At 71.1% G+C, this 26,188-nt stretch carries 22 protein-coding genes; 18 read left to right on the top strand and 4 right to left on the bottom strand.

Annotated features, from left to right (window positions below; all coding sequences use genetic code 11):
• Positions 1 to 73: 73 nt before the first annotated feature.
• Positions 74 to 928 carry a PaaX family transcriptional regulator C-terminal domain-containing protein gene (locus OG266_RS07610; RefSeq protein ID WP_371543964.1) on the top strand — a complete coding sequence of 285 codons (855 nt, stop codon included), beginning with the start codon at positions 74 to 76 and terminating at the stop codon, positions 926 to 928.
• A gap of 41 nt (positions 929 to 969) precedes the next feature.
• Here the strand turns inward: OG266_RS07610 and OG266_RS07605 are convergent, their stop codons facing one another.
• Positions 970 to 1,392, bottom strand: coding sequence for a RidA family protein (locus tag OG266_RS07605; protein WP_266473212.1), 423 nt, complete (start codon positions 1,390 to 1,392; stop codon positions 970 to 972).
• Between the two features lie 176 nt (positions 1,393 to 1,568).
• Here OG266_RS07605 and OG266_RS07600 point away from each other — a divergent pair, with 176 nt between their 5' ends.
• The 6 genes from OG266_RS07600 to OG266_RS07575 are packed head-to-tail and all read left to right on the top strand — an operon-like array spanning position 1,569 to position 9,575.
• Positions 1,569 to 2,051 (top strand): cupin domain-containing protein, encoded by a 483-nt coding sequence (locus tag OG266_RS07600; protein WP_266473210.1) that lies wholly within the window; start codon positions 1,569 to 1,571, stop codon positions 2,049 to 2,051.
• Positions 2,048 to 2,950: an acyl-CoA thioesterase gene (locus tag OG266_RS07595; RefSeq protein WP_371543962.1), complete on the top strand. Its 903-nt coding sequence runs from the start codon at positions 2,048 to 2,050 to the stop codon at positions 2,948 to 2,950. The genes OG266_RS07600 and OG266_RS07595 overlap by 4 nt, the downstream gene beginning before the upstream one ends.
• Before the next feature lie 41 nt (positions 2,951 to 2,991).
• Complete coding sequence (locus tag OG266_RS07590; RefSeq protein WP_371543960.1) at positions 2,992 to 4,722, top strand: AMP-binding protein; 1,731 nt, start codon at positions 2,992 to 2,994, stop codon at positions 4,720 to 4,722.
• A gap of 14 nt (positions 4,723 to 4,736) precedes the next feature.
• Positions 4,737 to 7,127, top strand: coding sequence for a bifunctional salicylyl-CoA 5-hydroxylase/oxidoreductase (locus tag OG266_RS07585; protein WP_371543958.1), 2,391 nt, complete (start codon positions 4,737 to 4,739; stop codon positions 7,125 to 7,127).
• Between the two features lie 25 nt (positions 7,128 to 7,152).
• Positions 7,153 to 7,935, top strand: a complete 783-nt coding sequence (locus tag OG266_RS07580; RefSeq protein WP_371543956.1) for a cyclase family protein — start codon at positions 7,153 to 7,155, stop codon at positions 7,933 to 7,935.
• Positions 7,935 to 9,575 carry a thiamine pyrophosphate-binding protein gene (locus OG266_RS07575; protein WP_371543954.1) on the top strand — a complete coding sequence of 547 codons (1,641 nt, stop codon included), beginning with the start codon at positions 7,935 to 7,937 and terminating at the stop codon, positions 9,573 to 9,575. The genes OG266_RS07580 and OG266_RS07575 overlap by 1 nt, the downstream gene beginning before the upstream one ends.
• A gap of 21 nt (positions 9,576 to 9,596) precedes the next feature.
• Here the strand turns inward: OG266_RS07575 and OG266_RS07570 are convergent, their stop codons facing one another.
• Positions 9,597 to 11,966, bottom strand: coding sequence for an ABC transporter permease (locus OG266_RS07570; protein ID WP_371543952.1), 2,370 nt, complete (start codon positions 11,964 to 11,966; stop codon positions 9,597 to 9,599).
• Positions 11,963 to 12,655 carry an ABC transporter ATP-binding protein gene (locus tag OG266_RS07565; RefSeq protein ID WP_266473196.1) on the bottom strand — a complete coding sequence of 231 codons (693 nt, stop codon included), beginning with the start codon at positions 12,653 to 12,655 and terminating at the stop codon, positions 11,963 to 11,965. Before OG266_RS07565 ends, OG266_RS07570 begins: the two co-directional genes overlap by 4 nt.
• Positions 12,656 to 12,881: 226 nt before the next feature.
• On the opposite strand from OG266_RS07565, the gene OG266_RS07560 reads away from it, so the two are divergent.
• Both OG266_RS07560 and OG266_RS07555 read left to right on the top strand, forming a co-directional pair.
• Entirely contained in the window at positions 12,882 to 14,204 is a 1,323-nt protein-coding gene (locus tag OG266_RS07560) for a sensor histidine kinase (protein ID WP_371552680.1), read from the top strand.
• Positions 14,201 to 14,890: a response regulator transcription factor gene (locus OG266_RS07555; protein ID WP_266473192.1), complete on the top strand. Its 690-nt coding sequence runs from the start codon at positions 14,201 to 14,203 to the stop codon at positions 14,888 to 14,890. Before OG266_RS07560 ends, OG266_RS07555 begins: the two co-directional genes overlap by 4 nt.
• A 121-nt stretch (positions 14,891 to 15,011) precedes the next feature.
• Here OG266_RS07555 and OG266_RS07550 read toward each other — a convergent pair whose 3' ends face one another.
• Positions 15,012 to 16,031, bottom strand: a complete 1,020-nt coding sequence (locus tag OG266_RS07550; RefSeq protein ID WP_371543950.1) for a LacI family DNA-binding transcriptional regulator — start codon at positions 16,029 to 16,031, stop codon at positions 15,012 to 15,014.
• A gap of 160 nt (positions 16,032 to 16,191) precedes the next feature.
• On the opposite strand from OG266_RS07550, the gene OG266_RS07545 reads away from it, so the two are divergent.
• From OG266_RS07545 to OG266_RS07505, 9 genes are read left to right on the top strand one after another with little or no spacing between them, the layout of a single operon-like run.
• Positions 16,192 to 17,151, top strand: coding sequence for an NAD(P)-dependent oxidoreductase (locus tag OG266_RS07545; RefSeq protein WP_371543948.1), 960 nt, complete (start codon positions 16,192 to 16,194; stop codon positions 17,149 to 17,151).
• Entirely contained in the window at positions 17,148 to 18,380 is a 1,233-nt protein-coding gene (locus OG266_RS07540) for a M24 family metallopeptidase (RefSeq protein ID WP_371543947.1), read from the top strand. Before OG266_RS07545 ends, OG266_RS07540 begins: the two co-directional genes overlap by 4 nt.
• 13 nt (positions 18,381 to 18,393) lie before the next feature.
• Positions 18,394 to 19,365, top strand: coding sequence for a thiamine pyrophosphate-dependent dehydrogenase E1 component subunit alpha (locus OG266_RS07535; RefSeq protein ID WP_266473186.1), 972 nt, complete (start codon positions 18,394 to 18,396; stop codon positions 19,363 to 19,365).
• Positions 19,353 to 20,330 (top strand): alpha-ketoacid dehydrogenase subunit beta, encoded by a 978-nt coding sequence (locus OG266_RS07530; RefSeq protein WP_266473185.1) that lies wholly within the window; start codon positions 19,353 to 19,355, stop codon positions 20,328 to 20,330. The genes OG266_RS07535 and OG266_RS07530 overlap by 13 nt, the downstream gene beginning before the upstream one ends.
• A 20-nt stretch (positions 20,331 to 20,350) precedes the next feature.
• The gene (locus OG266_RS07525; protein ID WP_371543945.1) at positions 20,351 to 21,577 is read left to right on the top strand and encodes an amino acid ABC transporter substrate-binding protein; all 1,227 of its coding nucleotides are present in this window, start codon (positions 20,351 to 20,353) and stop codon (positions 21,575 to 21,577) included.
• A 1-nt stretch (position 21,578) separates the two neighbouring features.
• Positions 21,579 to 22,460: a branched-chain amino acid ABC transporter permease gene (locus tag OG266_RS07520; protein WP_371543943.1), complete on the top strand. Its 882-nt coding sequence runs from the start codon at positions 21,579 to 21,581 to the stop codon at positions 22,458 to 22,460.
• Positions 22,457 to 24,319, top strand: a complete 1,863-nt coding sequence (locus OG266_RS07515; RefSeq protein WP_371543941.1) for an ATP-binding cassette domain-containing protein — start codon at positions 22,457 to 22,459, stop codon at positions 24,317 to 24,319. The genes OG266_RS07520 and OG266_RS07515 overlap by 4 nt, the downstream gene beginning before the upstream one ends.
• Positions 24,313 to 25,044: an ABC transporter ATP-binding protein gene (locus OG266_RS07510; protein WP_266473180.1), complete on the top strand. Its 732-nt coding sequence runs from the start codon at positions 24,313 to 24,315 to the stop codon at positions 25,042 to 25,044. Before OG266_RS07515 ends, OG266_RS07510 begins: the two co-directional genes overlap by 7 nt.
• Complete coding sequence (locus OG266_RS07505; RefSeq protein WP_266473178.1) at positions 25,041 to 26,108, top strand: S9 family peptidase; 1,068 nt, start codon at positions 25,041 to 25,043, stop codon at positions 26,106 to 26,108. Before OG266_RS07510 ends, OG266_RS07505 begins: the two co-directional genes overlap by 4 nt.
• Positions 26,109 to 26,188 lie beyond the last annotated feature (80 nt).

Below are 26,188 nucleotides of genomic sequence, written 5' to 3'. Positions count from 1 at the left end.
GGAGAACCGTTGACAGACACCGCGGGCGCCCGCGACGTGTTCGTCGACGGCGACTGATGGCTATCGTGCTGGCATGACAGCGGATCTTCAGCCGGTCACGGTCGCCGCCGGCGGTGGCGACACCCGCCTCGGCCAGCTGATCATCACGGTCTTCGGCCTGTATGCGCGAGGTGAGCACAACTGGCTCTCGGTCGCGTCCGTGGTGCGGCTCATGGCGGACCTCGGGGTGGAGGGGCAGGCCGTACGGTCCGCGATCTCCCGGCTGAAGCGTCGCGGGGTGCTCCGTAGCGAACGCCACGAGAACGCGGCGGGCTACTCCCTCGCGGACCCGACCCTGGAGGTGCTCGCCGAGGGCGACGTGCGGATCTTCGAGCGGGCCCGGGCCGTCGCGGACGACGGCTGGCTCGTGGTCGTGTTCTCCGTGCCCGAGTCCGAGCGCGAGAAGCGGCACGCGCTGCGCACGAGCCTGACCCGCCTGGGCTTCGGCACCGCGGCCCCCGGGGTGTGGGTGGCGCCGGGGAACCTGGCGGGGGAGACGCGGCGGACCCTGGAGCGCCGCGGGCTGTCCGCGTACGTGGACATCTTCAGCGGCGACCACTTCGCCTTCGGAGACCTGCGGTCGAAGGTCCGTACGTGGTGGGACCTGGACGAACTCACCGCGCTGTACGCCGACTTCCTGCGGCGCTACCGCCCCGTCCTCGACCGGACGTCGGCGGACGGGACGACGCCCCTGGAGGCGTTCCGGACGTACATCCCTATGCTCACCCAGTGGCGGCGGCTGCCCTACCGCGATCCGGGACTCCCGCTGTCGCTGCTGCCCCCGGGGTGGAACGGGGTGACGGCGGGAGCGATGTTCGACGAGCTGAACGAGGCGCTGGGCGGGCCGGCGCGTGAGCACGCGATGGTGGTCGTCCACGGGGCGGGATAGCCGTACCGGCGGGTCCCTGAAGAACCGCGGGTGCGCACCGCCTATCCGCGCGGCGCCCGGAGCCGGTCCTCGGGGATCACCGCCACCCCGAGGATCTCGATCATCGCCTCGGGCTGCCACAGGGCCGTGCAGCCGATACCGGCCATGGCCGGGTACACGGGGCCGGCGAGTTCGCGCCAGACCTCGCCGATCTCCTTGCCGTGGGCCTGGTAGTCGGGGATGTCGGTGAGGTAGATGGTCACGCTGACCAGGTCCCCGGGCTCGCCCCCCACCTCGCGCAGCGTGGTCAGCAGATTGCCGAAGGCCTGGCGGAACTGCTCGACGATGCCGCCCGGCACGATCTTCATGTCGGCGTCGAGGGCGGTCTGTCCGCCCAGGTGGAGCGTGTTTCCCGCGAGGGTTCCGTGTGAGTAGCCGCGCGGGGTCGGAAGGGCGTCCGGGTTCACGGCGACGGGGGATGTCATGCGGCGGGCCTCCAGGGGAGTTCGGACCGGGTTCCGATCCGTCCGGCGATGCGTATTGACAATAAATGACGACGGTGAAAAATACGAGACATGACGCGCTCGGTCCCGCTCACCCGGCAGCACCGGAACCGGCGCCTCAACGGCCCGTCCCACCACGACCGAAACGGAGCCGACCCGTGGAGCCCGACCTCAGCAAGTACCGCCTCGAAGGCGACAACTCGATGTACCGACTGCCCAGCGGTCTTGTCGCCCCCGTCGTGACCCGCGGCGGCTCCGAGGACGGGGGCACCGCGGACTCGGGCGGGGCCGTCCGGATCTCGGGCGTGAGCATTCAGCACACCCCGGCCACCAGACTCTGGTTCGGCAAGGTCAGCAACGATCCCGGCTACCGCTCGGTCACCCACCACCACGGCGAGGCCGAGACCGGCGGCTACGTCCTGTCGGGCCGGGCGCGCATCTACTTCGGCGAGAAGTTCGAGGACTACGTCGACATGGAGGAGGGCGACTGGGTCTTCGTGCCGCCCTTCATGCCGCACGTCGAGTGCAACCTCTCCCGCACGAAACCGCTGACGTGGATGACCACCCGGACACCGGAGAACATCGTCGTGAACCTCCCCGACGTCGCCGACGCCGACCTGCGTGACTGGCTCGACCGATGACCGCAGCCGACTTCACCTCGGAGACGTTCACCACGGCCATCGCGCTGACGGCCGCCGAGCCCGAGCACTTCGACCTCGCCTTCACCGCCGTCACCCAGCCGTGCCCCTGGCCCAAGGCGTACGGCGGCGACCTGGTCGCGCAGGCCGCTGCCGCGGCGATGCGGTCGGTGACCGACGGCAAGACGCTGCACTCGATGCACAGTTACTTCCTGCGCCCGGCCGACATCGGGGCGAGCGTGCGGTACGAGGTGGAAGTGCTGCGCGACGGCCGGGGTTACAGCACCCGCCAGGTACGCGGCTACCAGAACGGCAAGCCCCTCTACGTCTGTCTGGCCAACTTTGCGGCGGGGGAGCCCGGCGGGACCTTCGGGACGCAACTCGCCGAGGTCGTACCGGGTCCCGAGGAGCTGCCCGACTCGGCCGCCTACCTCGCGGAGCGCTCCGGCGGCACCATGACCGAGGAGTCGAAGGCCTACTGGTCCGGCGGCCGCAGCTTCGACATGCGGCATGTGCCCGGCCCGGTCTACCTCACCGTCGAGGGGAAGCAGCTGCCGCACCAGGCGGTGTGGCTGAAGCCGTTCGACCCGCTGCGCTCCGTCGAGGGACTGACCGACGCCCAGCGGGACCTGGCCGCGCTCGCGTACGTCTGCGACTACACGATCCTCGAACCCGTCCTGCGGGTGCTCGACCTGCCGTGGGCCAAGCCCGGGCTCATCACCGCCAGCCTCGACCACGCCATGTGGTTCCACCGCCCCGGACCGATGGACGACTGGCTCCTCTACGTCCAGGAAGCGGTGGCCGCGGACGCCGGCCGCGGACTGGGCACGGGCCGCTTCTTCACGCGCGACCACCGTCACCTGGCCACAGTTGTCCAGGAGGGCATGATCCGCACCGCCTGACCCGCCGCCCCCGTCGGCGGGCGCCCGGAAGGACTCCTCCGTTGATCCCTCCGTCACCTCTCCCGAATCCCCATCCGGAATCCCATCCGAGCCTCTCGGCCTCGGCACACCTGGACACCTTCGCCCGCGACCATCTGCCGCCCGCGCACCTGTGGCCGACGATCGAGTTCACGACGCCCGAACTCCACTACCCGGACCGGCTCAACGCCGCCACCGAGCTCATCGACATCCCCGTATCGACGTACGGGGCGGACCGCCCGGCGCTGCGTACGCCGGCCGGGGAGACCTGGACGTACGGCCAACTCCTCAAGCGGGCCAACCAAGTTGCCCAGGTGCTGACCGAGGACCTCGGGCTGGTCCCCGGGCAGCGCGTCATGCTGCGGTCGCCCAACAACCCCTGGGCGGTGGCCTGTTGGCTCGGCGCGCTCAAGGCCGGTGGTGTCGTCGTGACCACCATGGCCGCACTGCGGGCCCGCGAGATCGCCCCGGTCGTCGAGCGGACCCGGCCCTCCATAACTCTGGTGGACCACCGGTTCGCCGAGGACGCCCACGCCGTCCGCGACACCACGCTGCCGTCGCTCACGGTCGTGGAGTTCGGCGGCACAGGGCCGGAGGATCTCGTCGGCCGAGCCGCGGCCAAGTCGGGCGAGTTCACCAACGTGGAGACCGCGGCGGACGACGTCGCGCTCCTCGGGCCGACGTCCGGCAGCACCGGTGTCCCGAAGATCACCATGCACTTCCACCGCGACATCCTCTCCATCGACAACACCTTCGGCCGCCACACGCTGAACCTCGTCCCGGATGATCTGGTCGCCTGTACCGCCCCCTTCGCCTTCACCTTCGGCCTCGGCATGCTCGTCGTCTTCCCGCTGCGGGCCGGCGCCTGCGCCCTGCTCACCGAGGCCGCCACCCCGCCGCAACTCGCGGAGATCGTCGAGCGGGAGGGCGTCACCGTGCTCGCGACGGCGCCCACGGCCTACCGGTCGATCGTGCGAGCGGGCCAGGAACAGCGGCTCGCCGGACTGCGCGCAGGGGTGTCGGCCGGCGAGCACATCGCCCAGGACACCTGGGAGCGGCTGCGCGACACACTCGGACTGAGGGTCATCGACGGCATCGGCGCCACCGAGCTGCTGCACATCTTCATCTCGGCCGCCGGTGACGACATCCGGCCCGGCGCCACCGGGAAGCCGGTACCCGGGTACCGCGCGGCCGTCCTCGGCCCGGACGGCGCGGAACTCGGCCCCGGAGAACCGGGGTTGCTGGGCGTCATTGGTCCGGTCGGCTGCCGCTACCTCGACGACGAACGCCAGAAGGACTACGTCGTGAACGGCTGGAACGTCACCGGTGACGTCTTCCACCGGGACGAGGACGGCTACTTCTTCTACCGGGCCCGCAGCGACAACATGATCGTCTCCTCGGGCTACAACATCGGCGGACCCGAGGTCGAGGCCGCCGTCGACACCCACCCCGATGTGCTGGAGTCCGCCGTCGTCGGCCGTCCCGACGCCGAGCGCGGCTCGGTCGTGTGCGCCTTCGTCGTACTCCGCGAGGGTGTGCCGGGCGACGCCGCCAAGGCCAGGGAGATCCAGGACCACGTCAAGCAGGTCCTGGCTCCGTACAAATACCCGCGTGACGTGCGGTTCCGCGACTCCCTGCCGCGCAACACGAGCGGCAAGCTCCAGCGCTTCGCACTCCGAAAGATCGTAGAAGCCGAGCAGGCACAGGAAGCCCAGCAGGCCGCCGCGCCTGCCGTGCCCGACGGCGAGCAGTGAGAGGAACAACCCCCTTGAAGATCGCGATCGTTGGCGGTGGCCCCGGCGGCCTCTACTTCGCTGCTCTCATGAAACAGCTCGACCCGGCCCACGACATCACCGTCTGGGAGCGCAACGCCCCCGACGACACCTTCGGCTTCGGCGTGGTCTTCTCCGACGAGACACTCGGCGGCATCGAGAACGCCGACACCGAGTTCGCCGAGGCCATGGCACGGCGGTTCGCCCGCTGGACCGACATCGACATCCACTTCCGCGGCGAGAGCCACACCGTCGGCGGCCAGGGCTTCGCCGCCATGAGCCGTAAGGAACTGCTCCGCCTGCTCCAGGAGCGCTGCCACGCCCTCGGGGTCGACGTGCGCTTCCGGACGCCCGCCCCCGACGGCCTGCCTGTCTCGTACGACCTGGTGGTCGCCGCAGACGGCGCCAACTCCCGTATTCGGGAGGCCCATTCGGAGGTCTTCCGCCCCACCCTGGACCGGCGCCACAACAAGTACATGTGGCTCGGCACCGACCGGGTCTTCGAGGCCTTCCAGTTCTTCGTCAAGCAGACCGAGTGGGGGACCATGCAGGTCCACGGCTACCCCTACTCCGACGGCGGCTCCACCTTCATCGTCGAGATGCACGAGGACGTCTGGCGCCGCGCCGGCTTCGACGCCACCGAGGGCGTCGAGTTCGCGCCGGGCGTCTCCGACGAGCAGGCCGTCGAGCGCATCCGCGGACTCTTCGCCGGGGAACTCGCGGGCCACCAGGTCTTCGCCAACAACTCGAAGTGGCTCAACTTCACCACCGTACGCAACGAACGCTGGCACCACGGCAACCTCGTCCTCGTCGGCGACGCCGCGCACACCGCGCACTTCTCGATCGGTTCCGGCACCAAGCTGGCGATGGAGGACTCGCTCGCCCTCGCCGCCTGCCTGCACGAACACCCGGACGTGGAGGCCGCGTTGACGGCCTACGAGACCGAGCGGAGGCCTGTGGTCGAGTCCACCCAGCGGGCCGCGCAGGCCTCGCTGGAGTGGTTCGAGAACATCGGCATGTACGTCCACCAGGAGCCGACCCAGTTCTGCTTCAACCTGCTCACCCGGTCGCGCCGCATCACGTACGACAACCTCCGCGCCCGCGACGAGGAGTTCGCCGGCCGCGTGGACACCGCCTTCGCCGCCGCCCAGGGGCGGGGACAGGACCAGGCGCTCGACGGCGGTACCCCGGCGATGTTCCAGCCTTTCCGGCTGGGGGAGTTGGAGCTGAAGAACCGGGTGATCGTCTCTCCGATGGACATGTACTCCGCGGTCGACGGCGTGCCCGGCGACTTCCATCTCGTCCACCTCGGCTCCAAGGCCATGGGCGGCGCCGGACTGGTGATGACGGAGATGGTCTGCACTTCGCCCGAGGGCCGCATCACCCCCGGCTGCGCGGGGCTGTGGACCGACGAACAGCGCGACTCCTGGGCGAGGATCGTGTCCTTCGTCCACGACCGGAGCACCGCGCGCATCGGCCTCCAGCTCGGCCACGCGGGCCGGAAGGGTTCCACCCGGCTCATGTGGGAGGGCATGGACGACCCGCTGCCGTACGGCAATTGGGAGACCGTCGGCCCCTCGCCACTGCCGTACGGCTCCGGATCGGCCGTTCCGCGTGAGGTGACCCGCGCCGACATGGACCGGATCGTCCAGGACTTCGTCGGCGCCGCGCGGCGAGGTGCCGAGGCGGGCTTCGACCTGCTCGAACTCCACTGCGCGCACGGCTACTTGCTGTCCTCCTTCCTCTCGCCGGTCGCCAACCACCGCATTGACGAGTACGGGGGCGCGCTCGAGAACCGGCTCCGGTTCCCGCTGGAGGTCTTCGACGCCGTGCGCGCCGCCTGGCCGGCCGGGCGGCCGATGATCGTGCGCCTCTCCGCGACCGACTGGATGCCCGACGGCAACACCGAGCACGACGCCGTCGAGATCGCCCGCGCGTTCATCGCCCACGGCGCGGACGCGATCGACGTCTCCTCCGGCCAGGTCACCGCGGACGAGCGGCCCGCGTACGGCCGTTCCTACCAGACACCGTTCGCCGACCGGATCCGGCACGAGGTCGCCGCCGCCACCGGGACGGCGGTCATCGCGGTCGGCGCCATCGCCTCGTACGACGACGTGAACTCGATCCTCCTTGCGGGGCGCGCCGACCTGTGCGCCCTGGGCCGCACCCACCTCTACGACCCGCACTGGACGCTGCACGCGGCGGCCGAGCAGGAGTACCGGGGTGACGCCGCCGAGTGGCCGGTGCAGTTCGCGGCCGGTCGCCGCAAGCCGCCGACCTCGCGCACCGACGCCGTACGGCCCCGGCTCTCGCTGCTGCGGGCCGACGAGTCCGACCGGAACGTGCATCTGCGCTGGACGCCGTCGCGTGAACCGGCGAATGTGTGACGCGTCGTCGTCCCAGGAGGTCCACATGCCCCAGCCGTCCGTCCTCCCCGCCCTGGTGGCCGCGTTGCGGGAGGGGTCGATCGAGGTCGTCGACCTCACCTCGCCGCTGTCCGCGTCCACGCCGGTGATCCAGCTGCCCCCGGAGTTCGGCCAGACCGCGGTGTTCGAACTGGAGGAGATCAGCAGGTACGACGACCGGGGTCCGGCCTGGTACTGGAACAACTTCCGCAGCGGTGAGCACACCGGCACCCACTTCGACGCACCGAACCACTGGGTCACCGGGAAGGACCTCGGCGACGTGGCGTCGGTCCCGGCGCGAAAGCTGATCGCACCGGCCGCCGTCCTCGACTTCTCCGCCGAGGCCGCGCAGAACCCCGACTTCCTCGTCGAGGTGGACCATGTGAAGGCATGGGAGGCCGAGCATGGACCGCTGCCCGACGGCGGCTGGCTGCTGCTGCGCACCGGCTGGGACGCCCGGTCGCACGCACAGGAGCCGTTCCTCAACGCCGACGAGAACGGCCCGCACACCCCGGGCCTGTCCCCGGAATGCGCCCGCTGGGTGGCGGAGGAGGCGCCGGTCATCGGCCTCGGCGTCGAGACGGTCGGCACCGACGCCGGAGCCGCGCACTCCTTCGACCCGGCCTTCCCCTGTCACTCGTACCTCATGGGCAGCGGCAAGTACGGCCTGACACAGCTGCGGAACCTGGCGGCGCTGCCCCCGACCGGTGCCGTCGTCGTCGCGGGACCGCTGCCCATCGTCTCCGGGTCCGGTGCTCCGGCACGCGTACTCGCACTGGTGGAGCACTGATGCAGGTCGCGGAAGCCGTCGGACGGGCGTTGGCAGCGGCAGGGGTCGACCGGGTCTTCGGTGTCGTCGGGTCGGGCAACTTCCATCTCACCAACGGCATGGTCGCGGCGGGCTCGCGGTTCGTCGCCGCGCGCCACGAGGGCGGCGCGGCGACGATGGCCGATGCGTACGCGCGGATGAGCGGCACGGTGGCGGCGCTGACCGTGCATCAGGGCCCCGGCCTGACCAACGCCCTCACCGGAATCACCGAGGCCGCCAAGAGCCGTACGCCGCTTGTGGTGTTGGCGGCCGAGGCGACCGAGCCGCGATCCAATTTCTACGTCGACCAGGAGGCACTGGCCCACGCGGTGGGCGCGGTCACGGCACGGGTGACCTCGGCGGAGCACGCGGTCGAGCAGGCGTGCGCCGCCGTACGACGTGCGCTGCACGAACGGCGGACCGTGCTGCTCAACCTCCCCCTGGAGGTGCAGGCCCTGGATGTCCCCGATGGTGCGGCGGCCCTGGCCGCACCGCCGCCCGCACGGGCCGCGGTCGAGCCGGCTGCCGCCGACACGGCGGCGCTGGCGGAGCTACTGGAACGGGCTCGACGGCCGGTCTTCGTGGCCGGCCGGGGAGCGCGCACGCCCGGCGGGCGGGACGCCCTCGCCGAACTCGCCGAGCGCTACGGCGCGTTGCTCGCGACCTCGGCCGTCGCCCGCGGGCTCTTCCACGGCAACCCGTGGTCCCTCGACGTGTCCGGCGGCTTCTCGTCGCCGCTGGCAGCCGAGTTGATCCAGGAGGCCGACCTGATCGTCGGCTGGGGCTGCGCGCTCAACATGTGGACCATGCGGCACGGTCGGCTGATCGGCCCGGACACCACCGTCGTACAGGTCGACGACGACACCTCGGCGCTCGGGGCACACCGGGAGGTGCGCCTCGGCGTCACCGGCGACGTGGAACTCACGGCGCGGCGCGTGCTCGACGCGGCGGGCGGGCAGCGGCAGGGGTACAGGACGGCCGACATCGCGGCGGCCATCGCCGCACGAGTGCGCTGGCGGGACGTGCCGTACGAGGACACCAGTACCCGTGAGCGGATCGACCCCCGGACGCTGAGCATCGCCCTCGACGACCTCCTCCCCGCCGAGCGGGTGATCGGCGTGGACTCCGGCAACTTCATGGGCTACCCGAGCATGTATCTGTCGGTCCCCGACCACAACGGCCTCTGCTTCACCCAGGCGTTCCAGTCGATCGGCCTCGGGCTCTCGACCGCGATCGGCGCGGCGCTCGCCCATCCGGACCGTCTGCCGGTGGCCGCCCTCGGTGACGGCGGCGCGCTGATGAGCGCCGTCGAACTCGACACCGTACGGCGGCTCGGGCTGCCGATGGTGGTCGTCGTGTACAACGACGACGCCTATGGAGCGGAGGTCCACCACTTCGGGCCCGACGGACACCCGCTCGACACGGTCCAGTTCCCGCCGACGGACATCGCGGCCGTGGGCCGGGGCTACGGCTTCGAGACGGTGACCGTGCGCACCTCCGCCGACCTGAAGGCCGTAGAGGACTGGGTGGTCGGGCCACGGTCGGCGCCGTTGCTGATCGACGCCAAGGTGGTCAGCGACCGCGGTGCCTGGTGGCTCGAGGAGGCGTTCTGCGGTCACTGACCAGTCGCGCGCGGAAGTCGGTTACTCCGTGCGCAGAGCCGTCGCCGTGCGGGTCTTGGCCGCCCAGCTCGCCGGAAGCAGGGCGCCGAGCAGGGCGATCGTGATGCCGGCGAGGCCCAGCAGCATCAGCTGCCACGGTTCGTACACGTCCAGGATCGACGGGGGCAGGTTGGTGCCCGCGGCGTGCCCCATCACCGGCAGTACGTAGCCGTGCAGGGCGAATCCGAGCGGTACGCCGACCAGGCCGCCGAGTACGCCGATCCCGGTCACCGAGGCGAGGACGAGGCTCACGGTCTGCCGTGGTGACATGCCGAGTGCCTTGCAGACGCCGAGGTCGTGGACGCGCTCCCGGGTGTCCAGGACGGCGGAGTTGAGCACGCCGAGGCCGGCGACGGAGACCAGCATGAGGGTGAGGAGCACCGCCATCGCCTCCAGGATGAGGATCATGTTCTCGCCCTCCGACGGGGAGTTGGCCATGACGTCGCCGCCCAGCGCCTGCACCACCGCTTTGAGCTGTGTGGCGTACTGGGTGGGGGAGACGCCCGGCTTCACGTCGACGAGGAAGGAATCGGGCTCGGCCTCGGGGAAGTTGGCGAGATCCGCGTGGAGATGCAGACCGTCATCCGAGGTGTCGAAGGCCTCGCCGACGATCCGCAGGGTCTCGGTGTCCTTCTCGAGGGTCACCCGCACCGTGTCACCGATCTCGGTGCCGGTCCTCTCCAGGAAACCCGTGGGCACCACGGCCTGCCCCGCACCGGTGATCCAGTGCCCGGAGATCATCTCGTAGGCGGCAGCGTCCAGATCACCCTGGTAGAAGCTGGCCTCGATCGAGCCGGAGAGCCCGGCCACGGTGACCTCGGTCCGGGTCATGCCGTAGTACGAAGCGGTGCCCGCCTGGGCCTCGATGGCAGCGCTCACCTTCGCCGGATCGACGGCAGAGGCCTCGGACTTGTCCTCCGCGGGGCCGGGTCCGCCCGGGCCCATGTGCCGGCCGCCGCTGATCACGGTGACCGCGGCGCTCTCCTCGGGATCCGACGAGTCGGCCACCGCGTTCAGCGACGCGGTCAGCCCCACCGCGAACGTCGCGGTGACCGTGCCGAAGGCCACCGCCAGCAGCATCGCGACCGTGCGGACCGGGTGGGCGAAGGGACTCGCGAGCCCGTAGGTCACCGCCCGCGGCAGCGGCAGCCGCCCCGCCGCGCGATGCGCCCACTGACCGCGCCCCGTGCGCGGCGCCCGGCCGACCGCGATGGCCTCGACCGTACGCAGCCGTCCGGCCCGCAGCGCGGGGACCAGCGCGGAAATCCCGACGATGACCAGCGCCACGGCCGGCACCACGACGTCCACCCACCAGGCCACCGTCAGTGAGGCGCTGCCGTACGCCTGCTCGGTGTCCTCCAGGAGCGGCACGGCCAGCAGGTTTCCGAGCACGACCCCGAGCGCGATGCCCGCGCAGGCCGGGATCAGCGCCTGGGCCACATAGGCGCGCACCACTTCGCGCGGTGTGAAGCCGATGGCCTTGAGGATGCCGATCCTGCGCAGGCTGGTGCCGACCGCACCGCTGACCACACTGCCGACGATGATCACGGACATGATGATGCCGAGCACGCCGAAGGCGATCAGGAACGGGATGGTCGGCGCCGCGCCCTGGTCGGCGGCACGCTTGGTGTCCAGATAGGACGTGGTGCCGAGCAGCGCCCCGGACGGTACGGCGGCGGTGAGCGTCTTCAAGCCGGCGGCGATCTGCCCCTTCGTGCCCGCTGAGTCGAAGCGGTACAGCATCTGACTCGTGACCGGACTGTCCTTCGACGCCAGCGCCTCGACCTGCGCGGGGGTCGCCCACGCGTCGGCGGTCCTGCTGGCCGACACGGCGAGGCCGACGACCGTCAGTTCCTGAGCGTCCGCGGCGTCCGAGGTCTCGAGGGTGGAGCCGAGCTTGAAGGCGGGTCCGGCGAACGTCGCCGACAGCACGACCTCGCCCGGCTTCGTCGCCCACCGGCCGGACCTGAGGTCCACGTCGTCCACGTCGGCCCCGGGCCCGGAACGGCCGACGAGAGTCAGCGTCGGCGAGTTCACCCCGCCGATCGCCGTGGTGGGGTACGGCCCCGCGGTCGCGGTGACGCCCTCCAGCTCTCCGGTGGCCTCCAGTTGCGCCGTACTCACCTTGGCCGGATCGAACGCCGCGGTGAGGTGGGCGCCGTGTTGTGCGGCGAAGGCGTGGTCGAAGGGCGCGTTCGCGGCGACCATGAGCGATCCGGCGACCACGGCGGAGGCCACGGCCATCATCGTGGCAATGGCGATCACCAAGGTCTGCACCCGGCGCCTGCCCACCCCGGAACGTACGACCCGGCCGAGCGCGCCGGTGCCGAAACCCGAGCCGAAGCGGCTCATCGGACGGCCTCCGCATGCGTGTCGAGGGCGAGGTGGCCGTCGACCAGATGAATCGTGCGGCTCGCGCAGGCCTCCGCGAGGGCCAGGTCGTGCGTGACAAGTACGATGGTCTGCCCGCCGCGGTGCAGGTCCACCAGCAACTCCCGTACGTCCTGGCCCGAGGCGGTGTCGAGGGCGCCGGTCGGCTCGTCGGCGAGCAGCAGCGCGGGCCGGTTGACCAGCGCCCTGGCCACCGCGACCCGCTGGCGTTCGCCGCCGGAGAGCCGGCCCGGGTAGGCGCGGGCGTGCTTCTGGATGCCCAGCGCCTCCATCAGCTCACCGGCCCTGGCCGCCGTCTTCCGCCGTGCCGCTCCGGCCAGTTGGGCGGGGAGCTGGATGTTGTCGGTGACGGTGAGGTCGTCGAGCAGATTGAAGAACTGGAAGACCATGCCGATCTGCTCGCGGCGGAACCGGGCCAGCGCGTGCTCGCTCAGGTCGCCGAGCCGGCGGTCGGCCACCGTCACGGAGCCCTCGGTCGCCTTGTCCAGACCCGCGACGAGGTTCAGCAGCGTGGACTTGCCGCTGCCGGAGGGGCCCGTCACGGCGAGCGCCTCGCCCTTGGCGACGGAGAGCGTGAGCGGTCCGAGCGCGGGTGTGCCGGAGCTGTCGTAGCGCTTGGCCACGTTCTCCAGTTGGATCACCTGAGTCATGGGAGTCGTCCGTCCTTGGGTCCGAGAGGCCTCGTGCCTTTCCCGGCGCCAGTGAACGTAGGGGCGGGGGCTGTTTCGCCGCGTCGGCCGCGGCACCGACATCGGGCCCTCCGCGCGGAGGACCCGGTCACGGGGTCATCCCTGCGACGTACGACTGTGGGACAGCGCCCTGGTCGCGCAGGCGGACGCGGACGGGGCGGGCGGGCCACACAATGTGCTGATGGGGATGGAGACGGAGGACCGGCGCGGCTGGCGCCGGCAACTGCGCGACGCGCTGCGGCCGGAGGCGAAGCCCGCCCCGCTGTCGCGGCGGGCGGTACGCGTCGATCTGGCGCTGGCGGTCCTGCTGACCGTCGTCGCGCTGATCGTGGCTTCGCGCTATCCCGGTGACGGGCCGGTCAGGATCATCTCGAAGGACGAGTACGGGTTCCCCGTCCCGCCGCGGCCGCCCGCACCCGGTGAGATGGTCGAGATCGGCGAAACTCCCTCCGTCCCCTGGCCACTTGTGGTCCTGTCGGCGCTCCCGCTGGCGGCCATGCGCAGGTATCCGCTGGCCGCGTTCACGGTGGTGCTCGTCGCGGTGCTGGCCATCGGCGACGACGCCTCCTGGATCAACGTGCTGACCTGTGTCATCGGCGCCTACAGCGCCGTCATGTACAGCCGTTACCGGGCGGGGGCGCTGGCCGCCATGGTCGTCGCCGCTGTGCTGGCCGGTGCCGCGTTCCGGGAGGCGGAACCCATGCTCCCGGCGTGGTCGAGCCCCGCGGTCGTACTGCTGGTCGCCGGGGTCACGGCCGGCCTGGTCCGATTCTCGCGGCGCCGGCTGGCGGCCAGCCGGGACCGGTTCACGGAGTTGCAGAAGGCGCAGGAGGAGACCATGCGCCGGGCCGTCGAGGAGGAGCGCGCCCGGATAGCCGCCGAACTGCACGACGTGGTGACCCACAATGTGAGCGTGATGGTGATCCAGGCGGGTGCGGCACGCAAGGTGATGGACGCGGCGCCGGAGCGGTCCAAGGAGGCACTGCTGGCGGTCGAGGCCGGGGGTCGCGCCGCCATGGCCGAACTCCGCCATGTGATGGGCCTGTTGGCCGCCCCCGACACCGGCCTCTCCGACAGCCCCGCCGACGGCCTCGAACCGCAGCCCGGCCTCGGCCAGCTCGACGCCCTGACCGAGCGGGTACGCGCTGCCGGGACGCCGGTGAACGTCGCGATGTCGCTGCCGCCGGACCCGTTGCCGCCCGGGGTGGAACTCGCGGCGTACCGCGTCGTGCAGGAGGCGCTGACCAACACGATCAAGCACGCGCCGGGCGCCGACGCGTCCGTCATGATCGGCTACGCCGGCGACTGTCTGGAGATCGAGGTCATGGACACCGGCGCCGCCTACGACCCCCCGTCCGCGGACACCGACGCCTCGCCGGCCGACGGCACCGGCCGCGGGCTGATCGGGCTGCGCGAGCGGCTCGCGGTGTACGGCGGCGAACTCACGGCCGGGCCGACCCTCGCCGGCGGATACCGGATCAAGGCCCGAGTCCCGTGGCGGACAGCGTGAAGAGGCCGCCTCTGCGTGCCGTCATCGCGGACGACCAGGCCCTGGTGCGTACGGGCTTCGGGATGATCCTCACCGCCGACGGCATCGAGGTGACGGCCGAGGCGGCCGACGGGGCCGAGGCGGTCGCGGCCGTCCGGCGCACCCGGCCCGACGTCGTCCTCATGGACATCCGGATGCCGCGGATGGACGGCATCGAGGCGACCCGGCGGATCCTCGACGGCGACGGCTCCGACGGGACGCGGGTCATCATCCTCACCACCTACGACCTCGACCACTACGTCTACGCCGCGCTCACCGCCGGCGCCAGCGGCTTCCTGCTCAAGGACGTCACCCCCGAGCATCTGGTGGGCGCCGTACGCCTGGTGCAGTCCGGCGACGCCCTGCTCGCGCCCGCGATCACCCGCCGGCTCATCGAACGCTTCGCCCACCGCGAGGAGGACCGGTCGGTCACCCTGCACCGCGACCTGTCCGGTCTCACCCCCCGCGAGCTCGAAGTCCTCCGCCTGCTCGCGACAGGCCTCAGCAACGCCGAGCTCGCGGACCGTCTGTTCCTCAGCCCGACCACGGTGAAGACGCACATCGGCCGCATCCTGTCGAAGCTGGACCTCCGCGACCGCGTCCAGGCCGTCGTCCTCGCCTACGAGACCGGACTGATCTCGCCGGGGGGCTCGACGGGGACCGGCTGACGCGGGCCTGCGCAGCATCGGCCCGTGGCGGACGGACAACGGATACACCCCTTGCCCGGCGACGACACGTCGCCGGGCGACCTCTGAAAATGGTCGGCGCGCCTCGTGTACCCGGTATGCGTCATTCCGGCCGTCCCGCGGCAGCGGTCGAGGCCCGGACGACCAGGCGGCAGGTGAGCCGGATGTGCAGGGGCTCGGGCAGGCCGTCGAGGATGCGGAGGATCAGGCGGGCGGCCTCCGCGCCGATCTCGTGCTGCGGGGTGCGGATGGTGGTCAGGGGAGTGGCCATGCGGTCGAGCATCGGCATGTCGTTGAAGCCGATGACGGACAGATCGCGCGGGCAGTGCAGGCCGGTCTCGGTGAGGGCGTCGAGGACGCCGAGGGCCATCAGGTCGTTCCCGGCGAGGACAGCGGTGGGGCGGGGGCGCAGGGCCAGGGCCGCACGGGCGGCGGACAGGCCGGCCTCGGTGGAGTAGGCGGTGCCCGGGAGGACCGGGCAGTCGCGGCGGTCCAGGCCGAGCTGGTCCACGGCATCGAGGAAGGCGCGGTGACGCAGATGCCCGGTGGACAGTTCCTGCGGGCCCGCGAGATGGGCGATGCGCCGGTGGCCGAGCTCGGCCAGGTGACGGACGGCGTCCAGCACTCCGGCGGCGTCGTCACAGGTCACGCTGGAGCGGCGGGGGCGGTCGGTGATGCGGTTGAGGAGCACGAGCGGGGTGTTCACGTCGGCGAGGCGGTCGAGGAGGGGGTGCTCGCGGCGGGCGGTGGCGACGATGAAGCCGTCGCTGCGCCTCCCCTGGAGCATGGCGACCAGCCGCTCCTCACGGTCCGGGTCGTTGTCGGTGTCGGTGAGCAGGGCCAGATGGTCGGCGGCGCCGAGCACCTGCTCGATGCCGCGCACGATGGGCGGGAAGAGCGGGTTGGCCAGGTCGGGGATGAGCACCCCGATGGTGCGCGAGCGCTGCGTGCGCAGGCCGCGGGCAAGGGAGTTGGGCTCGTAGCCGAGAGATTCCGCGGCCCGCACGATACGGCGGACGGTGTCCGCGGCCACCCGGTGGCGGGTTGCCGGGTTGAGCGCCTTGGAGGCGGTGCCCGGGTGGACGCGCGCCTTACGGGCCACATCGGCGAGTGTGACGGTCACCGTGCGCCGCCCCTTGACGGGCAGTCAGAGCATTCATACTGTCCTGAAGACAAACGATTGCCGTCCATGAACCCTGAGCTTAGATCCAGATCATGGAGCGCTCAACACCCCGCGATAGACCCATCGTTTGCCCTGCGTACGACAGCGGAGGAACCCCGCGATGACGACGCCGACGGATCGTACGAAACCGCGTATCGGCTGGCTCGGAACCGGCCGGATGGGAAGCGCGATGGTCCAGCGGCTGCTCGCCGCCGGATATGAGGTCGCGGTCCACAACCGCACCCGCGCGAAGGCCGAGTCGTTGCGGGAGTACGGGGCGACCGTCGCCGGATCGGTGGCCGAACTCGCCCACCGGGACGTGGTGTTCACCATGGTCGCCGCGGACGCCGCGCTCACCGAGGTCACCGTCGCCGAGGGCGGGCTGCTGCGACAGACGGCTGCCCCGGGCATCCTGGTGGACTGCTCGACGGTCTCGCAGAAGGTCGCCCTCCAGATCCGCGCGGAGGCGGCCAAGGCCGGGGCACCGATGCTCGCGGCGCCGGTCAGCGGCAATCCCTCGGCGGTCAGGGCGGGCACGGCGGCCTTCGTCGTCTCGGGGCCCCCACACGCGTACGAGATCGTGAATCCGCTACTGACGGCGATCGCCGGTGCGGCGGCGTACGTCGGCGAGGGCGAGGAAGCCCGGCTCGTGAAGATCGCCCACAATCTGTTCCTGGGCGCGGTCATCCAGTCCCTCGCGGAAATCACCGTGCTCGCCGAGAAGGGCGGGGTGCGGCGCTCGGACTTCCTGGCCTTCATCAACGCGTCGGTACTCGGGTCCGTGTTCACCCGCTACAAGACCCCAGCCCTCACCCACCTGGACTTCACCCCGACCTTCACCCCCCAACTGCTGCGCAAGGACTTCGAACTGGGCCTGTCCGCCGCCCGCGAGAGCGGGGTGAGCATGCCTGTCGCCGCCCTTGTCCACCAGCTGGTGCAAGCCTCCGTACAGGCCCAAGGGCAGGACGGGCCGGTCGACTTCGCGGTACTGCTCGCCGAAGTCGCCCGCGCATCAGGGCTGTTGCTGGAGGCGGAGAAGCAGGACGCAGGAGAGGCGGACGCAGAGGAGACCGGGGAATGACCACTCACGCGCCCGGCCACTCCGCCGTCGACTTCGAGTCCCGCGTCGACTTCGACCGGCTGCGCGCCTACCGCCTGGAGCGGGTGCGCGCGGCGCTCGACGCCAGCGGGCTCGGCGCGCTGCTCCTCTTCGACGTCAACAACATCCGCTATCTCACCGGCACCATGATCGGCGAGTGGTCGCGCGACAAGATGACCCGTTACGCACTGCTCACCCGCGAAGGCGACCCGGTCCTCTGGGACTTCGGCTCGGCGGCCCGCCACCACCAGTTGTACGCGCCCTGGCTGAAGCCGGAGAACTGCCGGGCCGGAATGCTGGGCCTGCGCGGTGCCGTACGGCCCGAGGCGGGCCTCTTCGACCGGGCCGTCGCCGAGATACGCGGCCTGCTGAACGAGGCCGGGGTCGCCGACGCGCCCATCGGCCTGGACATCGTCGAGCCGCCGTTCCAATTCGCCCTCCAGCAGGCCGGGTTGCGCGCCGCCGACGGCCAGCAGGTGATGCTGGACGGCCGGCAGCTGAAGAACCCGGACGAGATCCTGCTGCTCACCCAGTCCGCCGCCATGGTCGACGGCTGCTACCAGGCCATCTCCGAGGCCCTCAAACCCGGAGTACGCGAGAACGACATCGTCGCCCTCGCCAACAAGTACCTCTACGAGCAGGGCTCCGACGACGTCGAAGCGATCAACGCGGTTTCCGGGGAGCGCTGCAATCCGCATCCGCACAACTTCACCGACCGGCTGATCCGCCCGGGCGACACCTGCTTCTTCGACATCATCCAGTCCTACAACGGCTACCGCACCTGCTACTACCGCACCTTGAACGTCGGTTCATCGACGGCCCCGCAGCGCGCCGCCTACCAGCGCGCCCGCGAGTGGATCGACGCGGCGATCGCACTCGTCAAGCCGGGCGTGACCACCGACGCCATCGCCCGCGCCTGGCCCCGGGCCCAGGACTTCGGCTTCGCCACCGAAATGGACTGCTTCGGGCTGCAGTTCGGCCACGGCCTCGGGCTCGGACTCCACGAACGCCCGATCATCAGCCGACTGAACTCCCTGGAGCACCCGGAGGAGATCCACGAAGGCATGGTCTTCGCCCTGGAGACCTACTGCCCGGCCACCGACGGCTATTCGGCGGCCCGAATCGAGGAAGAGGTCCTGGTCACCGCCGACGGCGCCCGGGTGCTCACCCTCTTCCCCGCCCAGGAACTCTTCGTCGCCAACCGCTACTGAGTGAGGGCAACTCATGGACGTACGGCTCGAGCTGTACCGGCAGATGGTGCGGATGCGCGCCATGGAGAAGCGGGCGTACGACCTCTTCCTGCGCGGTCTTGTGAAGGGCACCAGCCACCTGTCGACCGGCCAGGAGGCCGTAGCCGCCGGATTCGCCGCCGCGATGCGCCCCGACGACTACACCTTCGCCACCTACCGCGGTCACGCCCACACTCTGGCGCGCGGCGCCCCCATGGCGGGGATCCTCGCCGAGCTGATGGGCCGCGGCAACGGCCTGATGTCCGGCAAGGGCGGCAGCATGCATCTGACCAGCACCGAGCACGGGATGATGGGCAGCTACGCGATCGTGGGCGCCCACCTGCCGATCGCGGGCGGCGCCGCCTGGTCGGCGCAACTGCGTGGCTCCGAGCAGGTCGCGGTCTGCTTCTTCGGCGACGGCACCACCAACATCGGGGCGTTCCATGAGGCGTTGAACCTGGCCGCCGTATGGCAGCTCCCGGTGCTGTACGTCTGCGAGAACAACCAGTACATGGAGTACACGCCGATCCGGGCGGTGACAGCGGTGGAGCGGCCCGCCGCCGACCGTGCGGCGGCGTACGGACTGGAGCGCGTCGTCGTCGACGGCAATGACGTCGACGCGGTCTACGAGACCGCGCTCGGCGCCCTGGGGAAGGCTCGCGAGGGCGGTGGGCCGAGCCTGATCGAGGCCGACACCTACCGGCACGGCGGGCACTCGCGGGCCGACCCGGGGACGTACCGCCCACAGCGGGAGGTCGAGGACTGGCTCGCCCGCGATCCCGTGCCGGCGTACCGCACCAAGCTGCTCGCTGCCGGGATCGCCGAGTCGAAACTCGCCGGGATCGAGGACGCGGCCGCCCGGGAGACCGATGAGGCCACGAAGGCGGCCGAGGACGGGCCGCTGCCCGAACCGGCCCTGGTGGAGCGGGACCTGTGGGCCGACGGAGGTGCGGCATGGCGCAACTGACCTACCGGGACGCGGTCGCGCGCGGCCTCGCGCAGGAGATGCGGCGCGACGAGCGGGTGGTCCTGCTCGGTGAGGACGTCGCGGAGGCGGGCGGGGTGTTCAAGACGACGCCCGGGCTGCTGGAGGAGTTCGGTCCGCGGCGGGTACGGGACACGCCGATCTCCGAACAGGCCATCCTGGGCGCGGCGATGGGCGCCGCGATGACCGGGCTGCGGCCCATCGCCGAGATCATGTTCAGCGACTTCTTCGGCGTCGGCTGGGATCTGCTCGCCAACCAGATCGCCAAGACCCGCTATATGGCGGGCGGCCAGCTGTCCCTGCCGCTGGTGGTGCGGGCCGCCAACGGCGGGGGGCTGCGCTTCGGGGCGCAGCACTCGCAGGACGTGGCGAACTGGGTGATGGCGGTGCCGGGCCTCAAGGTCGTCGTGCCGTCCACCCCGCGTGATGTGGTGGGCCTGCTGGCGGCCGCCGTACGCGACCCGGACCCGGTCGTCTTCCTTGAGGCCAAAGGGCTTTACCCGGTCCGGGGCGAGGTCCCGGACGGCGAGATCACCGACACGCTGGGGTCGGCCGTCCTGCGGCGCGAGGGTGGGGACTGCGTGATCGTCACCCTGGGGCTCATGGCGCCGCGCGCGCTGGCAGCCGCCGAGCGGCTGGAGCGCGAGCACGGCATCGCGGCCGCGGTGCTCGACCTGCGCAGCCTGGTCCCGCTGGACGTGCGCGCCGTACTGGAGCAACTGGAGCGGACCGGGCGGCTGTTCACCGTGGAGGAGAACCCCCGGCTGTGCGGCTGGGGAGCCGAGGTGGTGTCGATCTGCGCCGAGGAGGGTTTCACCAGCCTGGACGGGCCCTTGGTGCGGATCACCACCCCGCATGTCCCGCTGCCCGCCGCCGACTCGCTGGAGGACGCGGCGCTGCCGAGCGTGGACCGGATCACCGAGACCGTCGCCAAGAGCATGGACTAGCTGGAGTCGTCATGGGCGTCATGGGTGGAACGAACGGGCTTTCCCGGCGGGAGTTCACAACCATCGGACTGGGGCTGGGACTTGTCCTGGTCGGCTGCTCGGGCGAGGGCTCGACCGGGGGCAGCGGCAAGGAGCTAGTCATCGGTGCCTCGTTGCCGCTGACCGGGCAGTTCTCGCAGCCGGGCCAGGAGGCCGAGCGCGGCTACCGGATCTGGCGCGAGATGGTCAACGCCGACGGCGGAATCCTCGGCCGCCAGGTCCAGTTGAAGATCACCGACGACGCAAGCAGCCAGGACACGGTGGTCGCCGACTACACCCGGCTGATCACCCAGGACCGGGTGGACTTCCTGCTCGGCACCTTCTCCTCGCTGCTCAACTACCCGGCCTCCGCGGTCGCCGAGCGCCAGGGCATGGTCTTCGTCGAGCCCGCCGGCGGCGCGGAGAACATCTTCACGCGCGGCTTCGACAGGCTCTTCTTCGCCCAGCCCGCACTCTCCGCCGACCAGGCGAACACCTTCGTGGACTGGGTGAAGTCCCTGCCGGAGGCCGAACGTCCGGCCTCGGCCGCGTACACCACCCAGGACGACCCGTTCACCCGGCCGGTCATCGAGCGGCTGCAGGACCTTCTGGAGGACCTGGGTATCAAGACCGTGTACACCAGCGTCTATCCGGCCGAGACCACCAACATGCAGCCCATCGCCGCCGCCATAGCGGGCAGGAAGCCGGAACTCCTCGCGCACGGCGCGGTGTTCCAGGACGGCGTCGGACTCGTACGAGCCCTCAAGCAGCAGAACTTCTCGCCCAAGGCGCTCTTCCAGATGTCCGCGCCCAGCAACGCCGGGCAGTACAGCAAGGGCGTCGGCGAGGCCAACACCGAGGGAGTCTTCTACTCGGTCAGCTGGCACGAGAGCGCCCCGACCCCGCTCAACAAGGAGTTCGTGGCGGCGTACGCGAAGGAGTACGACAACGCCGTCCCGGCGGAGGACGCCGCCGATGCCTTCGCCGCCGCCCAGGTGCTACGGGCCGGTATCGAGGGGGCGGACGGCACCGACCAGGACAAGGTCGCGCAGTGGCTGCACGGCAACGAGGTCGAGACCATCCTCGGCCCGCTGAAGTGGGACAAGCGCGGCGCGCCGCTCGGCAGCTTCCTGCTCGCCCAGTGGCAGAGCGGCAAGGTGCAGATCGTCTCGCCCGAGGAGGCCGCCACCGCCGAGAAGGCCATCTACCCCAAGCCGGGCTGGAGTTGATGTGGCGGAGTTCGTCCAGACGCTGGCCCTGGGGCTGCTGATCGGCGGGGTGTACGCGCTGATGGCCTCGGGCCTCACCCTGGTCTTCGGCGTCATGCGCGTCATCAACGTCGCCCAGGGGGCCTTCCTCGTCCTGTCGGCCTTCGTGACCTGGTGGGTGTGGCGGGCGACCGGCATCGACCCGATCGCGCTGGCCGTCCTGACGACTCCGCTGATGTTCGGCTTCGGCTGGGTCTTCTACCGTCTGGTGGGGGCCCGGCTGCGGTCCGCGCCGCCGTCCATGTCGGTGCTGCTGATGTTCGGCGTGGCCCTTCTCATCGAGGGCCTGCTCAACGTGACCGCCGGCAACCGCTACCGGTCGGCCACCCCCGGGTACTTCGACGAGTCGTACACGCTGGGTCCCATCTCCCTGCCCAAGGCCCCGCTGTACGGATTCCTGGCCGCGCTCGCGGTTCTGGCCGCCTTCTACGCCGTCCTCAACCGGACCTGGACAGGGCGGGCGATCCGCGCCTGGGCGCAGAACCCGTCCGGCGCGGCCCTGGTGGGCGTGAGCGCCGTGCCCACCGCCACGCTCGCCTTCGCCCTGGGCACGGCCAGTACGGGCATGGGCGGCTCGGTGCTCTCCGTTCTGGTGCCGTTCTTCCCCGCCTCGCACTACGAGTGGATAGCCCGCATCCTCGGCATAATTGTCCTGGGCGGGCTCGGCAGCCTGCCGGGGGCGCTGACCGGCGCACTGATCCTCGGCCTCGCCGAGGCGCTGACCTCGGTGTACGTGTCCCCGCAGTGGTCGATCCTGGTGTTCTACGGCGTCATCATGGCGGTGCTGATCGTCCGTCCGCAGGGCCTGTTCGGCGCCCGGGTACGGGAGGACGTGGCTGCATGAAGACCGTGCTACCGCTTGGCGGCGTGAAGGCCGTGCTCACGTGGGCCGGGGCGAAGACAGCGCTCCCGGTCGTGGCGGTTGCGGCGGCCCTGGCTGTCTATCCGGTGCTGGGGATCGGCACCGAGTACCACCTGACGGTCGCCGTGCTCTGTCTGCTGCTCGCGGTCCAGGCGGTGAGCTGGAACATCCTTTCCGGGTACGCCGGTTACATCTCGCTCGGCCACAGTGCCTTCCTCGGCGCGGGCGCCTACATGGGCGGCATCGCCGCCGAGCGCCTCGGCATCAACCCGCTGTTGTCCGCACCGCTCGGCGGGGTACTCGCGGCAGGCGTCGCGGTGGCGCTCGGCGCGGTCGTGCTGCGCTCGCGCGGCGCCGCCTTCGTCATCGTCACCATCGCGCTGCTGCTCACCCTCCAGGTCCTCGCGACCAACCTCACCCGACTGACGCACGGCAACCAGGGTTTGGCGATGCCGCTGCCGCCCTGGTCCCGCGAGACCGGCAACCTGCCCTTCTACTACCTCTTCCTGGGCCTGCTGATCCTCACCGTCGCCTTCAGTGCCTGGGTGCGGACCCGGAAACTCGGCGCCGGCCTGCTCGCCATCCGGGAGGACGAGGGCAAGGCCGCCGCCATCGGCATCCCCACCACCCGCTACAAGGTGACGGCCTTCGCGTCGGGCGCCTTCTTCACCGGAGTCGCGGGCGGAATCTACGGTTACTTCCTCTCCTACATCAGCCCCACCACCATGTTCGCCGTTCTGGCGAGCGTCATGGTGGTCCTCGCGGCCCTGATCGGCGGGCGCGGCAGCCTGTACGGGCCGGTGGTCGGCGCGTTCGTCGTCGCCATCGGCAGCGAGGCGGCCACCGTGTACGGCGGCGGGTCGAGCAGCAGGCTGCTGCTGTTCGGGGGGCTGCTCACGGGTGTGGTGCTGTTCCTGCCGCAGGGGCTGCTGCCGGGGGCGGCCGCCTGGTGGCGGGCACGGCATCCGCGAACGGTGGAGTACACCGACCAGGAAGGCGCGCTGGGGCGGCTGCCGCCCGTGGTGGCCTCGCGTGTGGAGCGGCCGGCGACCGGTGAACTCTTGCGGATCAGCGGGGTGTCGAAGAACTTCGGGGGACTGGTCGCGGTGGACGGCGCCGATCTCGTCGTACGGCGCGGCACCATCACCGGTCTGATCGGGCCCAACGGCTCGGGGAAGACCACCCTGTTCAACCTGGTCACCGGCACCCTGCGGGCCGACGTGGGGGAGATCACCTTCGAGGGGCGCCGGATCGACCGGATGCCTCCCTGGGAGCGCTGCCACCTCGGCCTGGGCCGTACCTTTCAGACCACCCGGCTGTTCGGTGGGATGAGCGTCCTGGAGAACGTCGTCGCACCGCTCCCCGACGGCCGCTGGCGTACGGCGGTACGAGGCGGAGTCACCGGCGCCGAGGCCGCGCGCGCCCGTGAACTCCTCGACTTCATGGGGCTTGGACGGTTCGCGGAGGAACCCGCGGGCTCACTGTCGTACGGGCAGCAGAAGCTGGTCGAACTCGCCCAGATCCTGATGCTCGACACCCGGCTGATCCTTCTCGACGAGCCCGCCGGGGGCATCAACCCGGCCCTGGTCGATCACTTGAAGGGCATCATCCGTCAACTCGCCGACCAGGGCGTCGGTTTCCTGCTCGTCGAGCACAACATCCCGCTCGTCCTGGACCTGTGCGACCCGGTGGTCGTCTTCTCGCAGGGCAGGCCGATCGCCGAGGGGCCGCCGGGGCTGATCCGCGACGATCCGGCGGTCCTGGAGGCGTACTTGGGGGAGCGGAAGGAGCCGCAGGACAAGTCACCGGAGCCGGAGAAGGAGGCGGATCAGCCGTGCTGACCCTCGACGGGGTGGTGGCGGGGTACGGGGGCGGCGACGTCCTGCACGGGGTGTTTCTGGAGTGCGCGCCGTCCACCGTGACCTGTGTCATCGGGCCCAACGGCGCCGGCAAGTCCACCGTCCTGCGGGTGATCTCGGGACTGCTGAACCCCCGTACCGGAGAGGTCCGGCTGGATGGCAGCCCCCTGTCGGGGCTCTCCCCGCGCGACATCCTGCGTCACGGCGTCGTACAAGTCCCGCAGTCCCAGGCGCTCTTCCCCAAGATGACCATTGCCGAGAACGTCCTGATGGGCGGCTACCTCATCCGCAAGGACCGTGCCCTGCTGCGCGCCCGGCTCGCCGCCGTGGAGGAACTCGTGCCCCTCGTACGCGAGCGGGCCGGGGAACCCGCCGGGAACCTCTCGGGCGGCCAGCGCCGCATGGTCGAGATCGGCCGGGGTCTGATGCTGGAGCCGAAGGTCGTGATGTTGGACGAGCCGTCCCTCGGCCTGGATCCCCAGAGCCTCGCGGCGGTCGCCGCACTGATCGAGCGCATCCACCTCGCGGGCGCCACCGTCCTGCTGGTCGAGCAGAACGTACGGATCGGGCTCGGCCTCGCCACCCACGGTGTCGTCATGGAAGGCGGCCGGGTCCGGCTCACCGGCAGGGCCGCCGAGATCGCCGCCCACCCCGACATCGGGCAGCTCTACCTGGGCGCCCCGACAACAGGAGGAGCAGGACCGTGACCAAGGACGCGCGCATCACCTCCGCCCTCGCCAACTGGGCCCCGCGCTTCACCACCAACGGCGTGATCGTCTCCGACTTCCAGGCGGTCACCGGCCCACTGGAGCACTGGGGGCAGTGGTGCGCCGCCTGGTCCGGAGCGGCGGCCGGGCACGAACGGCTCGGCCGCGACGCCCTCGCGCAGGGCCGTACCCGCTCAACCGGCGAACACCTCGCCAGGGCCGCCCTCTACTACCACTTCGGGAAGTTCCTGTACTTCGAGGACCCGGACGAGGCCCGCGATGCCCACCGCGCGGCGGTCCGGTGTCTGAACGACGCCCTGCCGCACCTCGACCCACCGGGACGCCGTATCGAGATCCCCTACCAGGGCGCCACGCTGGTGGGCGTACTCCGCATGCCCGCCGGTCCGGGCCCGCACCCCGCCGTACTGATGATCCCCGGACTCGACTCCGCCAAGGAGGAGTTCCGTACCACCGAACGCACCTTCCTCGACCGGGGGTTGGCCACCTTCTCCGTGGACGGCCCCGGCCAGGGCGAGGCCGAGTACGACCTGCCCATCACCGCGGCCTGGGAGGATCCCGGCCGCGCACTCATCGACGCCCTCGCCGCCCAGCCGGGCGTCGACGCCGGGCGGATCGCCGTCTGGGGGGTCAGCCTCGGCGGCTACTACGCCCCACGGGTGGCCGCAGGCGACGACCGGGTGCGCGCCTGCGTGGCGCTCGCCGGCCCCTACGACTTCGGAGCCGCCTGGGATCTCCTGCCACCCCTCACCCGCGCCGCCTTCCGTCACCGCTCCCACGCGCCGGACGAGTCCGCCGCGGCTCGGGCCGCTCGCGCCCTCACCCTGTCCGGCCGTACGAAGTCGATCACCTGCCCCCTCCTCGTCGTCACCGGCAAACGCGACCGCCTCTTCCCCTGGCAGGACGCCCGCCGCCTCGTCGAGGAGTCCTCAGGCCCCGCCGAACTCCTCGCGCTGGACGAGGGCAACCACGGCTGCGCGAACCTGCCCGCCCACCACCGCCCGTACACGGCGGACTGGCTCGCCCGGAGCGCGCTTCTCCGGTAGCCGGCGAAGCGAAAACCATCAGCGCCCTCTGGACATCCCTCGTTCGTGCCGCAACCATGAAGCAACTCCATACGGTATGC

Origin of the sequence: Streptomyces sp. NBC_00554, assembly GCF_041431135.1 — a bacterium.
Classification (GTDB): domain Bacteria; phylum Actinomycetota; class Actinomycetes; order Streptomycetales; family Streptomycetaceae; genus Streptomyces.
This window is presented reverse-complemented; position numbering and strand designations above follow the sequence as displayed.